The organism is Acinetobacter sp. WCHA45, from assembly GCF_002165255.2.
In the GTDB taxonomy this organism is placed as follows: Bacteria; Pseudomonadota; Gammaproteobacteria; order Pseudomonadales; family Moraxellaceae; genus Acinetobacter.
Map to the genome: position 1 here is coordinate 726,439 of NZ_CP028561.1, position 12,800 is coordinate 739,238.

Below are 12,800 nucleotides of genomic sequence, written 5' to 3' on the forward strand. Positions count from 1 at the left end.
TCCCGTTCAAAAGCTAAGGCATATATTCTGGTAAGAGGACGGATTTTATGGAATTTGTACAAGGTTTGCCTAAAGGTGTGTATCTAGGGCAAACGCGTATTGAACATCCTCAAACCATTGCAACTCAAAATGAAAATCTATCAGGATTTAATCTGGCTTTGCATGTCAATGATGATGCTCAACGGGTTCAGCAGCACCGTATGATCTTGCTAAATGAATTATCTGTATATGGTGTTGATAGAATCACATGGATGACGCAAACTCACAGCACCATTTGCTATACCATCAATGAACAGATTCCATTTGTTGCACTTGAAGGCGATGGTTTGGTCACGCAACGGGCAGGGCATGCCTTGATGATGATGACAGCTGATTGTTTGCCTATTGTTTTGGGTAATAACGAAGGTACAGAAGTCGCCAATCTACACGCAGGTTGGCGTGGTTTGGCTAATCGAATTGTCGAAAATACCGTGACGGAAATGAAATCTCAGCCAACTTGGGCATGGCTGGGTGCTGCGATTAGTCAACCTTGCTTTGAGGTCGGGGCAGAGGTGAAAGCTGCATTCTGTGAAAAATATACTGAACTGGAATTTGCATTTATCTCAGGACAGACTGAGGGTAAATATTTAGCTGATTTATATGCAATCGCTCGATTTATTTTAAATCGCTTAGGTGTGCAGAATGTTTTGGGTGGTAATCAATGTTCATTCCGACAAACTACAGATTATTTTTCTTATCGTCGAGATTCTAAAACAGGACGTATGGCAACATTTGTGTTTATGCAATAATTTTAATTCAATAAGCAGTTGATTCGCTTAGTTGTGATGAAAAATGTTAAACTTGATTCAATTCATTGGTTTTTAAATTTTCCATGTCTTTCATTGATCAAGAAACTCCTAAAGTTCAAGTTTGTGTAATTTTTCATAGTCCTTATGGACATACTGCAAAAGTTGCGCAACATATTGCTCAAGGTGCGGAACAGGGAGGGGCAGAAGTGCATCTCATTTCTGTTGCTGCTCCACAGTGGGATTTAATCGATCAAGCAGATGTGATCGTAATGGGTTGCCCAACTTATATGGGTAGTCTGACTTCTGCGCTCAAGCAATTCATGGAAGACTCGTCTAAGCGATGGCTTGCGCGAACTTGGCAAGGAAAAATAGCTGCGGGCTTTACCAATGGTGGTGGATTAAGCGGTGATAAATTGGCGGTGTTGCAACAGATCAATCTGTTTGCAATGCAGCATGGCATGTTATGGGCGGGATTACCGTTTATGCCAACAGGACGAAGTCCATCAGATATTAACCGTATGTCCAGCTTTCTAGGTTTAATGACTCAATCAGATAATGCAAGTGTCGAAGTAACACCACCTGAGGGTGATTTAGAAACCGCACGTAAATTTGGCAAATATTTAGCAGAATTACGATTAAAACAGATCAACATTTGATACCTATAAAAAAACCTCCAATATCCTTGGAGGTTTTTTTATTATTTATGCAACATACGTGCTTTATCACGCTGCCAATCACGGTCTTTTTCCGTAGCACGTTTGTCATGTAATTGCTTACCTTTGACCAACGCAATTTCGAGCTTAACCAAGTGACCTTTCCAATAGCAGGCTAAAGGAACACATGAATAACCTTTTTGGTTCACTGCGCCTAGTAACTTTTCTAGTTCACGACGAGATAATAATAACTTTCGTGTACGTGTCGATTCAGGTACGACATGGGTTGATGCAGACAATAAAGGCTGAATCTGTGAACCAAATAAAAAGGCTTCACCATTTTTAAAAATGACATAACTTTCAGACAATGTCATACGTCCAGCACGTAAGGATTTTACTTCCCAACCCTGAAGTGACATGCCTGCTTCAAATTTTTCTTCGATAAAGTAATCGTGACGCGCTCTTTTATTCTGAGCAATCGTGCCACCATTATGTTTTTTTACAACAATCTTGTTCATTTTAACCTTTTGAAAAAGAATAATTAAATTCTATAGTTTTTCTGAGTTACCCGTTTGGTTACCCGTTTTAAAAGGCTCTTAATTTAAAAAGATAGCCTGCATTTAGCAGGCTATCATATCAGAATTTTACTTGTGTTTTTCTACAACTTTTTTAACACTTGATTCGTACCAAAAGACTTCTTTCTCGCTAACTCTGATTGGCTGTGGAATTTCACCTTTTTTAATCATTCGATAAAATTTGGTTCTGCCAATAGAAAGCAGTGTCATAAACTCTTTTGCTCGAACTCTACGATCAATATTAAAGTTATGTGCAACTCCCATTCTACCTTACCTCACTAGTACCGATACTTCTGCCCATTGGTGAATTTTTTTACCAGTAGAAGTAACTTCTCCGATGATGCTTGTAATTTTGCCCTCAGAAATTGTATTCATGTAATTATCCCCACTTATGAAGCTTTGATTGCTTTTTGCATCGTGTTTTGGAAGCTGGAGTGGCTCTGACGATAAATCTCATCAAAGGCATTTGCAAGCTCTTCGAGGCGGACAAAAAAAGGAGCTTTTTGGCTATCATCAAGGCGAAAACAGGCAAATGGGAATTTCTGCTGGCGAGCCTTTTCTAAGACCCTTTCCTTGCATAGATGTGGATAAAACTCTTTGGTAATATCTTCTAACTTGATGTGAGGAGTTCGATACTTTAAAAATAGGTAATCAATTGTCTTTAGCTCGTACATTGTGAGACTCCTATATTTGTACAATGACTTAAAGCATGGCTTTGAAATATCTCGTCACTACGTGAATATTTCTCAAGATTGCTTATGGAGCATTGTAAAAAATGGAAATCGTGGCGAAAATTACGAAATCGGAACTCCTTTTTTTGACACTAGACTAATTATGCCTAAGCTTAATGATGTTCAGAACACAGCTATTGAGATTGTAGACTACTTGTACTTCTATGATATTGTTGCCCTTCAAACCTTCACTGAAGAAAAAAAATATTTTTATGATCAATTAGATAAATTGATAGATGGGGTGCTCGAAGAGAAGCACCTCACTGGTCGGAAGGCAGAAATATATAAACACTATCTTTTGTGCGGTATGGAGATTGTTTCAAGCTTTGATGAGAACAGGGAGTGGCAAATACCAGAACTGACTTTAAATGAGCGACAGCAAGGTGAAGTCCAAGATCAGATGTATAAAAAGAATGTGATAATTCCTTTGAGGCATTTGAAAGAACGGTTAAAGGAAAGCTGCCGAATTGAGGGAGATTTCATCAAGGAAGTTTATGATCTTATCAAATTGTCACAGATAGATAAGGCTTCTCACTCAGTTTGCCATAAGTTAGTGGCTCAGATACTTTGGTTTGGTACTGAACATGGTATTACCTGTCATGTATATCGAAAAATAGTTACTCTAGGGATATTAAACAGCTCTAAGGATACGGCAAAGGGTCGTTATGATGAGGTTCATCATGAATATGTTTTTTTAAGAGCATTGTTACTGATTGAGTTTGAAATTTTCCGAAAAGGGCTTTACTACCGACATGTTGCTGGCGATTTGGTTGTGGACACATCGCGCTTTACCTCAAGTGAAATTAATTTGAAGAAGAAAGCCTATTACCATAAGTATCTGGAATTAATCTTTAGTGACCATAAGGATGTTACAGTACTTCATGTTGACATTGATTTGGCTGATAAGGGACAAGTAGTAGACTACCTTTCATTGATTTCCAAACATCTATTTCATAATTGTATTTTCTCAAACTCTAATGCCAATTGGATTAGTTTGTTGGGGGCTTTACTTTTGATCTATGAACAGGAGATCGATCTTGACAGGTCGATTTATTCAGAGGAGAGTAATAATAGTAGCTGTAGTGATATAGCCCAAAGAATCTTGTTTGAGCAATTCGATTTCAGCGTTACAGCAAAAAGCTTATATTTAAACTATGTGAAACTTTATGAGATCTATGATCTTATTCGATCCACGATGCTTGATATTGTAGAACAACCAAAGCATGGTTTTCTTGTCCCTGACTTGCCTAGTCATTTCTATTATCATGGAGACATGTCTACAAATTTACTTGAGCTACTTGAAAAAGTTAAAAGATAGATATACTGATGCTGTTTTAAGATTCATGGATGAGATACCTTATCCATGAATGTCTATAGGTGTAAAAACTATAGTGTATAATAATGATTGCCCGTGTCATTACTTCTACACTCTTTTACGTAGTGTTCATTGATAAGTCGATCAATCACTTTTTCTTCAGTTAAATTGTATTTTTTTGCAAGTATCTGCAAGCACTCAAAGGTTACATCAGTAAAAAAGTAATAATGTTTACGCCCTTTGTGTTTCTTTCGGTAACTTTTCTGATACCAAGCATTTGATAGTTTATCTCTTAGAGCTTTATAGATGTGAGGATTTGTATCTAGCAAAACATCAAAAATGGCATTAACGACAATTTTATAGTCTTGAGGAATAACAGGCGTATAGTCTCGACTATTATAGAATCTGGCATTTTCAGAGTCTTGATCCATATAATTTTTAGCCCATAAGTAAAAGTCATTGCTGTCGAAACTCTTAAAATGTAATTCATTCTTGGCTAGTATTGTACTGAAGCGTTCTTCTATATTGTTAAGAAATCGGTTGGATCGTGAAAATGAAGGTGAGATAAACAGCATATAAAGAAACCTAAAATAATCATTTTGGATGGTTAACATAGTACGCCACGAAATCTCTCTATCAGATGACATCGAATGAAAGGTAAAATATAATAAACGCTTATTCGTTTTATAGTCTGAAATGTCTTTTCCTCGTATATTAAGATTATCTCTAAATATTTTTAAACTATCCATAAAATTAAAAATGCTATTCTCATTAATATTTGTATAATTATCTAGAATTTTTCTTCTAATCTCATCAGTGTTTTTTAATGTGTTTAATATATTAATAGTGGATTGTATTAACAGGTCATCTGTATCACTAATATTAATATTGCAACGATGCTCCTCATTATCTTTATTCATTAAATGTAGAAACCAGATCATATCATCATCCGTAGATGCTTTAATAAGCTGATTAAGTTCTTTATGTGCAGTACTTTGGTACATGATAATTTCCTTCTTACAGTAAGCTTTACGTGCAGTTTAGCCAAATGTAGAGGGAGTTTTCGGGGAGTTTCTAGGGATATTTCAGTTGATTTCCCATGATTTTCTTATAAGCTTGGCATAACGTATATAAGGGGCATGCTCTCAAATTGTAGCGGCTATGCTATGCAAAATATCTGCAACAAATGGGACAGGCTCTAGCTTAGTTGTTGCTCTGTTCAATTTTAATGGAATCGAATACAACCAGTAAGGGTATTATGCCTCGGATAACTTGACATTAAACAGATAGCTTATCATGGATGTAAACTACCTGTATATCACAGTTGTTGACATTAAAACCAACTTGAGGAGTATATTTTACATTGTTAAAATAGATTGTAGTGTAGGTGTAATGACATAGTTCATAATACTAATCTAATATTTGTTTATACTACTAACCTAGTACTTGTATAAATATATTTATGATCTAATTCAGAACTAATAAACAAACGTATTAACCCATCAAATTAAGAACACAATTAAATTTCATCTAATCAACAATCATGTCAAAGTCTAAATGTAATTAATTACCCTGTAGCCATTTCATGTAGTCCTAAACAACTACAGGTAAATGAGCATGCGACTAAATGTTAGTCACCATGAAATTAATGAATCAGCATTATTAATCAAAATTGAACGCTTTGTTCTTTCAAGCTTGGATGCAACACGACAGCCACGGTCTTTCTATGAAGACTTTAGCAATTACCTTTTAGATTTTCATCAGGTCTATAATCCTGATTTTAGCTATTCATGTTTAATCACGCTGTTTTGTAGTTTACTGTATGACTATGATCTGGAACGAGAATCATCTACATCCCTCTACCATCGTTTAAATCAGAGATCATTTAGAGAATGGCAAAACTATTTCAATCAGGTCAGAGCTGACCACTTTAATGAATTGAGTCAGCATCGTTATAATGAAAGTTTAAATACTGACAAACTTGATAATCGGCTACGTGAATTGCTGAGCAGTTATTCAGCCTTGCTTGTTGTTCGTGTGGATTTATCGTATGTAGTGAATCCAGATATTGAACAGGTTGATGCCGATTTAGAAAAATTACGAAGAAAGATTAGTCGTTCTAGCTATGGAGATGACTTATTACTTTTGGTATGGGCATTAGAGCAGGGGGAACGGAAAGGTTACCATTGCCATGTGGCATTAGTTTTTGATGAGCGTAAGCGCATTGGTGCATGGAGTATTGCCAAGGCTATAGGTAAATTTTGGGAAAGTATTACAGATGGTGATGGAAGCTATTTTAACTGTCATGATCCTAGATACTTAAAGCAATACGAAAAGCAGGGCAATATTGGCATTGGAGTTGTTTTTAGTAATCTTCATCATCAAGCAAAGAATATGCGCTCAACGCTCTCGTATCTGGCTCAGCCTGAAAAGCTTCAATATCTCCGTGTGAAAACCTCCAGTAAGATGCGTACCTTTGGCATGTCACAGCGTTAATTGAAACTCTAAACAGATATGTACCATCTAGATGAGAAACATCTTCTCTTTATTGGCTTACCACAACGGTAAGCCTTTCTTATTTAAGAGGTACATCTTATGCAAATCAATTGTCCATATTGCCATTCAGAACATGTGATCCGTGTTGTGCAAAATAGTGGTTCACAAGCTGGCAACCAGAGTCTGGCATCGTCAGCATCATTTGCCACGATGGGTGCTGCATTATCAAAAACTTTGCCTGTGTCCCCTCTGGTTGGAGGGATTGCTGGAGCCGTAGTCGGTGGTTTATTGGGTACAGTGTTTGGTTCTGCTTCAACTCAAACTGTGCAGTCTTGCTTTCAATGCCAGCATTGTGGGCAATCCTTTTACTGAAGAAAGACAGGGAAGCAATTTATGCCTCCCTGTTTTTTGAGGGTCATAAATTCTTTATTTAACTGCAACAAGCATGAAGAGCCTATTACCCATTCCGTTTTTACCTTTGTCCAGAACCTTAAACTTGCCTGTTAATCGCCCCGTCTGTGTATTCCATTTTACATATGGCGAACATCTCTGAATGCTATTCTCCGCATTTGGATTATCAATTTTGTCACAATCGATATAGATATCATAATAGAGCTTGCCTTTAGGCGGGATATAGAATGTTGGACTTACGCCTTTATATCCATAGCTGATGTCATCATATTCACTAGGGTCTTTAATGGTAAGGTCGAGTTGAACCAGTTTATTATTATTTTTTTGCATAAACTGTGCGAATTTAGGGTCTGATTTGGGGATACCTTTATAGCTTGGTAGTGGATTTGCATATAGGCCACATGAGGTTGCTAACAATGCACCGAGTAAAGTGGTTTTGAATACATTTATATTTTTCATATTTAATTCCTTTTTGGCTGTTGACCATGCCGTTTACTCATGGCAATACGTTCGTTATTTAGTACCGAGACTTCATTACGAATTCTTTGTCCTTGTCAACGAGCAGACGTACCTCTTTAACATCGACTCCATCACAATGTAGTCTTAACTTGAAATTCTGCCCAAATTGAAGAATATTGTTTTGGTCTCCAATGATGTGAACAGGACAATTACCTCGATTGACACTAATTTTGTTGAGTTCTACGGGATTATCTGACTCTGATGAAATAACGAGGGTGTATATAGTGGTAGATTGATTTCCAAAACTCATGTTTTGGCTTTCAATATGATAAGAAAATTGGTAATGGGGTTGTTCTTGCGCCGCTTGTTGCTCTTGATGATATTGAGCCAGTTCACCACACTCTTTTTGAATATCTGAACTTAGCCTGTTTCCATATTCAGGAAAAATCACATCATCTACCAAACAAGAATTGGCAGAACACACTAATTCGTAAACAATCGATTCCCGACCAAGATTGGCAATAACCTGACCCTGTTGATTTAAGCTATAGCTGAAATTCATTTTGGTATAGTCAGGAGCCTGTGACATCATGATAACGTCGCTATTGTATCCACAGATTTCCCCAGGAAACTGTTTGGTCATCTCTAGGATTGACTTAAATCTATCTGTGGAATAACGAGGAAGTGTGTCGTTGCCAGATTCTACTTTTTGAGTTTCAGCGTACATTTGTTTAATCGCATATAACTTCAATTGGTCAAGTCTGGAATGTTCGGCTGGTTTAGCTTCAGTTGTTTGAGGCTGTTTAATATCAGGTTCCTGTTTACTGCAAGCGGTCAGTAGCAGGAAAGATGCTGAGATCATCCATGCCTTATTTGGCTTATTCATAGACCTTTCCTCCATAAGGCATGACGATCACCTGAATAAGCAGCACTCAGGCAATCGACAAAAATGTTTTAATTGGAATTTCTAACAGCACGAACATTAAATTTTTTGGCAGTCTTGTAGTAAATGGAATCACTATTGACTGTACCTTCCTCAAAATTGACTGACCACGCATAACGGTTATCACTGGCCTTTGGAGATGATGACCAATAGTCATTGATGGCAGTTGTCGGAAAAATTGTTTCATTGATGGCAGGGCTTACACAGGCTTCTTCAACCAAAGTTTGTAATTCCTTTACATTGGGCAAGCGATAACCGTTACCCAAAGCTTTGGTTTTTTGTAATGCTTCTGACCATGTATAGCTCTGTGGTGTACCGTAACATTGATTATTTGCCCACATTTGCCCTACGCTACAACGTTGCCAGATCAGACCTGTTTTAATGTCTTTCACTTCGCTGCCATTGCTACCTTCAACAATTTGGTAACGTGTGTCAGGTACAACTTTTTTGATTTGGCTGTTACAGGTTTGTGCATAAGTAGTGTGAGCCAATAAGGTACTCATAACAGTAATCAACAAAGCGTTATAAGATGCTTTCATTTTAGAATCCTTTTTTATCTTTAAGTGGTGTTGTTATTGGCTGGCACGTACCGCACGGATATGTCCCATATAGTCCTTGAAAGCAGGACTGGCTGCACCATCCTTAAAGTCAGACATCCATGCCTGAGTACTTTGTTTCGCACTCGTGGTTGATGACCAATAACGATCTACAACAGTCGTATTGGTAAAGATAGGATTTAAAGAGGGTTGATTTGATGAGTAATCTGTCAGATTGATCAATTCACTACGGGTTGGTAATCGCCAGTCACTATAACCACAATAGTTAGCTTTATTCAGGGCTTCGATATAAGCAGTTGTATTACAACTTGTTAGCGTAGAACCACACGTAGTCGAGCTAGCCTGCGAACCTGCATTGCCACCATTGGTTTGAGTATTCGCATTGAACCAAGAGTAACGCCAGTTGCTGTCACGTAATTTTGCATCTGCGGTTTTTTGTTCCCAGACTAAACCAGTGATCTGATCCTTGATACACTCATCATTGTTATGTTTTATCAGGCTATAGGTCATTTTTTTCCCAGCCTCAACTTCACCATCCTGTCCTAAGCCGAGCAGTTCACCCAGATTAGATGCGTTACAAACAAGGTTATTTTTATCATTTGTACCACACAAGGTAATACCTGTTGTCGTCAGCACTGGCAAGATGGTAGATGAAGCGGAAACAGGGAGTGCTGCAAGTGTTTTACCATTACCAGCCTGATTGGCTTCAATCGTACATACACCAACACCAAGCATTTCAACCTTTTGCTGACCAAGATCACCAGTAATACGGCAATGATCAACCGTTTTACTGGTATATGTAAGTGCTAAGCCTGCACTGGATTGAGCAGATAAAGACACTGTTTGGTCTACATTGATTGAGTTGGGTAAGGTTAGACCTGTGATGGTTTGAGAGACTTTGTCCTTACAAATATTTCCCTCAAGATACTGGGTACTTGTACAGGTTGGAGTAGGGATTGGTTCAGGTTTTACTTCTGTAGAGTTGTTATTGCCGCCATTACCACCGCCACAAGCAGTTAATACCATAGCCCCGCAAAGGATTGATAACTTATATTTTTCCATGTTAATAGAATTCTCTTAGGGAAAAGAAGTTCTACCAAAACATTATTATGGTGGCAGAACGAGAGAGGGTTGACAGACTGGATTGGATTGACACCAGCACACTCGAAAGTGTCCCACTCCCGTCCTACCGCAACGGGAGGAGACGAGATATACCCTCAAAATTATCCCTCAGAAAAGAATAACTCTGATGCAACCCAATAAGCGGTCTGTCAAAACCGACTGGCAATGTAGGCCAGCATGGGAATCATAATCGCTGAAAAAGAACACGTCAATTTATTGATTCAGAAAAATTAAATGATGAACAAAATGAATTTAAACAAATTTCAGATATATACCATCTAGGTGAATCAATGTATTCAAAAGCATTTAACAACTTCTCACTTTGGCCTGCTCCCCCAGCAGGCCTTTTTTTATGCACAAAATCTGAATTTGCATCATGCAATTTCAATCTTTTAAAAGGAAAACCATATGGCACATTTAGTTGAAACTATGGCATTTGTAGGACAAACCCCTTGGCATGGCCTAGGCAATGAACTCACACCAAACCAACCCATTGAGGTCTGGGCACAACAGGCAGGCATGGACTGGCGCATTGAGTCTTCGGATGTTAGCTACATGGCACAAAATGAAAAAGGGCAGAGCATCATCATGCCGTTTGAGGAACAACGGGTGCTGTACCGCTCTGATACCCATGCACCTTTATCCGTCGTTAGCCAACGCTTTCAGGAAGTACAGCCCATGGAAATCCTGCATTTCTACAAAGACCTGACTGAACAATCAGGTTTTGAACTGGAAACCGCAGGGGTACTGAAAGGTGGCAAGAAATTCTGGGCACTAGCTAAAACAGGACAAAGCTCAGCTTTAAAAGGCAAGGATATCAGTAATGGCTACATTTTATTGGCAACTGCCTGTGATGGAACCCTTGCCACCACAGCACAATTTACTTCGATTCGTGTGGTGTGTAACAACACTTTAGCGATTGCACTCAAAGCACACAACAGCACAGCGAACAATGCTGGTGTGGTCAAGGTTCCCCACAGTACCCGATTTGATGCAGAGAAAGTGAAACAGCAACTCGGCATCTCGGTTCGTGCATGGGATGAGCACATGTATGAAATGAAACAACTCAGCCAGCGTAAAGTGACACAGCAGGAAGCCGCAGCCTATTTTGATGCAGTGTTTAACAATACCAGCCTGAGTATTGCCGAGCAGGATGAAAGTATTGTCCAGTTCTACCGTAATGCAGCAATGCCAAATCAAGTACCAGTAATATCCACAACGAACAAAGCTGACAATAAAACTGAACCCAATGGGCGTGCCATGTCCAAGGTGATGACCATGTTTAATGGACATGGGCGAGGGGCTGAACTTAGCTCAGCCAAGGATACCGCCTACGGTTTGTTGTGCAGTATCACGGAATTCGTTGACCACGAGCGTCGTGCCATGAGTCAGGACTACCGTCTTGATTCGGCTTGGTTTGGAGCAGGAGCAGCTATCAAACAGCGTGGACTGGAACAGGTCTTAAGAATGATTGCCTAAATTAGCCTAAGCAAACTTAACTCAAATTTATTTTCTAAAGCTGCATCTTCGGATGCAGCTTTTTTATGCCGCAAATTTCCATTTTACCCACTAGGACAGTCCAATGAATATCAATACCCAGATTCAAAACACCCTAAACCATCCACCACTACAACCGTATTTACCGAACCTAAACCAACAGAGTCAGCAGATTGAAGTTGGGACACGAAGCAAACGTCTACCTCGAAAAGCAAAAACACCCGTAGCCAAACGTCTTGCCAATACCAAACAGATGAATTACCAACAGTGGCTGGAAGTTAGAAAACAGGGCATCGGTAGTAGTGATGCAGCCACCGCCTGTGGACTGAATCCGTATATGTCAATGCTGGAACTATGGATGATCAAGACAGGCCGAATGCAACAAAATATCGAAGATGAAAGTGCAGGCTATGCACCCTTGTACTGGGGTAAACAACTTGAACCCTTGGTGGCGGAATACTACAGCATGCACACTAACAATAAAGTCCGTCGAGTTAATGCAGTGCTGCAACATCCTGATGAAGATAAACACTTTATGCTTGCCAATTTGGACTATGCCGTGGTGGGCAATGATGAAGTTCAAATCTTAGAATGTAAAACCGTAGGAGAATATGGCTCAAAACTGTGGCGAGATGGCGTACCACTGTATGTGCTGTGCCAAGTGCAACACCAGTTAGCCGTGACAGGCAAACAGGCAGCACATATCTGTGCCTTGATCTGTGGGCATGAAACTAAAATCTTTAAAGTGACGCGTAATGAAACGGTGATTCAACACCTTATTAATGCCGAACGTCACTTCTGGCAATGTGTCGAAACAGGGATTCCACCGAGCGTAGATGCATCTGATTCAGCAGCCAAAGCCCTGCAACAACTTTATCCAGAACAAATTCCATTAATGGTGGAAGACCTGACCCAAAATGAACAAGCTAACTATCTATTTAATCAATTGCTAGAGGAGAAGCACAAGGTTGAACAACACCAACAGTATTTCGATGAACTGAAACATCAACTACAAATGATGATGAAAGATGCGGAGCGAGCGGTGTTTACAGGAGGATCAGTGACGTGGAAGAAATCACAGGACTCCATCAGCCTAGACAGCAAATCTCTGCTTAAACAACACCCTGAATACCTACAGCAGTTTCCTCAGACCAAAGCAGGAACAAGACGCTTTCAGATTTATCCCAATGGTGGATAAAGTGACCTAAAAATTCCTCCAAATTCAAAAACGACAAAAGCCGCCCCTGTTCTTC

The 12,800-nt window shown here is 39.1% G+C and carries 15 protein-coding genes; 7 read left to right on the plus strand and 8 right to left on the minus strand.

The genetic code is table 11. The features are described 5' to 3' along the window. The first annotated feature begins 47 nt into the window (after window positions 1-47). Window positions 48-788, plus strand: a complete 741-nt coding sequence (gene pgeF, locus CDG55_RS04845) for a peptidoglycan editing factor PgeF (RefSeq protein WP_087536778.1) — start codon at window positions 48-50, stop codon at window positions 786-788. A gap of 83 nt (window positions 789-871) precedes the next feature. Continuing rightward, a complete protein-coding gene (locus tag CDG55_RS04850; protein ID WP_004913972.1) occupies window positions 872-1,444 on the plus strand; it encodes a flavodoxin family protein in 573 nt (190 codons plus the stop codon). A gap of 41 nt (window positions 1,445-1,485) precedes the next feature. Here CDG55_RS04850 and smpB read toward each other — a convergent pair whose 3' ends face one another. From smpB to CDG55_RS04865, 3 genes are all read right to left on the minus strand, one after another. After that, complete coding sequence (smpB, locus tag CDG55_RS04855; RefSeq protein WP_005217924.1) at window positions 1,486-1,959, minus strand: SsrA-binding protein SmpB; 474 nt, start codon at window positions 1,957-1,959, stop codon at window positions 1,486-1,488. A gap of 126 nt (window positions 1,960-2,085) precedes the next feature. Continuing rightward, entirely contained in the window at window positions 2,086-2,280 is a 195-nt protein-coding gene (locus CDG55_RS04860; protein WP_087536779.1) for a helix-turn-helix transcriptional regulator, read from the minus strand. Window positions 2,281-2,405: 125 nt separating this feature from the next. Continuing rightward, window positions 2,406-2,690, minus strand: coding sequence for a pyocin activator PrtN family protein (locus CDG55_RS04865; RefSeq protein WP_087536780.1), 285 nt, complete (start codon window positions 2,688-2,690; stop codon window positions 2,406-2,408). A 61-nt stretch (window positions 2,691-2,751) separates the two neighbouring features. Between CDG55_RS04865 and CDG55_RS04870 the strand changes: the two genes are divergently transcribed. After that, the gene (locus tag CDG55_RS04870) at window positions 2,752-4,065 is read left to right on the plus strand and encodes a hypothetical protein (protein WP_162620829.1); all 1,314 of its coding nucleotides are present in this window, start codon (window positions 2,752-2,754) and stop codon (window positions 4,063-4,065) included. 68 nt (window positions 4,066-4,133) lie between these two features. Here the strand turns inward: CDG55_RS04870 and CDG55_RS04875 are convergent, their stop codons facing one another. Continuing rightward, window positions 4,134-5,066 carry a hypothetical protein gene (locus CDG55_RS04875; protein ID WP_087536782.1) on the minus strand — a complete coding sequence of 311 codons (933 nt, stop codon included), beginning with the start codon at window positions 5,064-5,066 and terminating at the stop codon, window positions 4,134-4,136. A gap of 613 nt (window positions 5,067-5,679) precedes the next feature. On the opposite strand from CDG55_RS04875, the gene CDG55_RS04880 reads away from it, so the two are divergent. Then, a complete protein-coding gene (locus tag CDG55_RS04880; RefSeq protein WP_087536783.1) occupies window positions 5,680-6,558 on the plus strand; it encodes a YagK/YfjJ domain-containing protein in 879 nt (292 codons plus the stop codon). A 99-nt stretch (window positions 6,559-6,657) separates the two neighbouring features. Next, complete coding sequence (locus CDG55_RS04885; protein ID WP_087536784.1) at window positions 6,658-6,930, plus strand: hypothetical protein; 273 nt, start codon at window positions 6,658-6,660, stop codon at window positions 6,928-6,930. Between the two features lie 54 nt (window positions 6,931-6,984). Here the strand turns inward: CDG55_RS04885 and CDG55_RS04890 are convergent, their stop codons facing one another. The 4 genes from CDG55_RS04890 to CDG55_RS04905 form a co-directional block, all read right to left on the minus strand. Next, window positions 6,985-7,428: a hypothetical protein gene (locus CDG55_RS04890; protein WP_087537522.1), complete on the minus strand. Its 444-nt coding sequence runs from the start codon at window positions 7,426-7,428 to the stop codon at window positions 6,985-6,987. Window positions 7,429-7,486: 58 nt separating this feature from the next. Further along, window positions 7,487-8,314, minus strand: a complete 828-nt coding sequence (locus CDG55_RS04895; protein ID WP_087537521.1) for a hypothetical protein — start codon at window positions 8,312-8,314, stop codon at window positions 7,487-7,489. 68 nt (window positions 8,315-8,382) lie between these two features. Next, window positions 8,383-8,910 carry a DUF1566 domain-containing protein gene (locus CDG55_RS04900; RefSeq protein WP_087537520.1) on the minus strand — a complete coding sequence of 176 codons (528 nt, stop codon included), beginning with the start codon at window positions 8,908-8,910 and terminating at the stop codon, window positions 8,383-8,385. Between the two features lie 33 nt (window positions 8,911-8,943). Beyond that, complete coding sequence (locus tag CDG55_RS04905) at window positions 8,944-9,990, minus strand: DUF1566 domain-containing protein (RefSeq protein ID WP_111313907.1); 1,047 nt, start codon at window positions 9,988-9,990, stop codon at window positions 8,944-8,946. A 468-nt stretch (window positions 9,991-10,458) separates the two neighbouring features. Between CDG55_RS04905 and CDG55_RS04910 the strand changes: the two genes are divergently transcribed. Together CDG55_RS04910 and CDG55_RS04915 are read left to right on the plus strand one after the other, a co-directional pair. Next, the gene (locus tag CDG55_RS04910) at window positions 10,459-11,529 is read left to right on the plus strand and encodes a DUF932 domain-containing protein (RefSeq protein ID WP_087537518.1); all 1,071 of its coding nucleotides are present in this window, start codon (window positions 10,459-10,461) and stop codon (window positions 11,527-11,529) included. Window positions 11,530-11,632: 103 nt separating this feature from the next. Continuing rightward, a complete protein-coding gene (locus tag CDG55_RS04915) occupies window positions 11,633-12,745 on the plus strand; it encodes a YqaJ viral recombinase family protein (RefSeq protein ID WP_087537397.1) in 1,113 nt (370 codons plus the stop codon). Window positions 12,746-12,800: the final 55 nt, after the last annotated feature.

Excerpts from the sequence above, each read along its gene's own strand:
- pgeF (WP_087536778.1), top strand. The coding sequence starts at position 48 with ATGGAATTTGTACAAGGTTTGCCTAAAGGTGTGTATCTAGGGCAAACG.
- CDG55_RS04850 (WP_004913972.1), top strand. The coding sequence starts at position 872 with ATGTCTTTCATTGATCAAGAAACTCCTAAAGTTCAAGTTTGTGTAATT.
- smpB (WP_005217924.1), bottom strand. The coding sequence starts at position 1,959 with ATGAACAAGATTGTTGTAAAAAAACATAATGGTGGCACGATTGCTCAG.
- CDG55_RS04860 (WP_087536779.1), bottom strand. The coding sequence starts at position 2,280 with ATGGGAGTTGCACATAACTTTAATATTGATCGTAGAGTTCGAGCAAAA.
- CDG55_RS04865 (WP_087536780.1), bottom strand. The coding sequence starts at position 2,690 with ATGTACGAGCTAAAGACAATTGATTACCTATTTTTAAAGTATCGAACT.
- CDG55_RS04875 (WP_087536782.1), bottom strand. The coding sequence starts at position 5,066 with ATGTACCAAAGTACTGCACATAAAGAACTTAATCAGCTTATTAAAGCA.
- CDG55_RS04880 (WP_087536783.1), top strand. The coding sequence starts at position 5,680 with ATGCGACTAAATGTTAGTCACCATGAAATTAATGAATCAGCATTATTA.
- CDG55_RS04885 (WP_087536784.1), top strand. The coding sequence starts at position 6,658 with ATGCAAATCAATTGTCCATATTGCCATTCAGAACATGTGATCCGTGTT.
- CDG55_RS04890 (WP_087537522.1), bottom strand. The coding sequence starts at position 7,428 with ATGAAAAATATAAATGTATTCAAAACCACTTTACTCGGTGCATTGTTA.
- CDG55_RS04895 (WP_087537521.1), bottom strand. The coding sequence starts at position 8,314 with ATGAATAAGCCAAATAAGGCATGGATGATCTCAGCATCTTTCCTGCTA.
- CDG55_RS04900 (WP_087537520.1), bottom strand. The coding sequence starts at position 8,910 with ATGAAAGCATCTTATAACGCTTTGTTGATTACTGTTATGAGTACCTTA.
- CDG55_RS04905 (WP_111313907.1), bottom strand. The coding sequence starts at position 9,990 with ATGGAAAAATATAAGTTATCAATCCTTTGCGGGGCTATGGTATTAACT.
- CDG55_RS04910 (WP_087537518.1), top strand. The coding sequence starts at position 10,459 with ATGGCACATTTAGTTGAAACTATGGCATTTGTAGGACAAACCCCTTGG.
- CDG55_RS04915 (WP_087537397.1), top strand. The coding sequence starts at position 11,633 with ATGAATATCAATACCCAGATTCAAAACACCCTAAACCATCCACCACTA.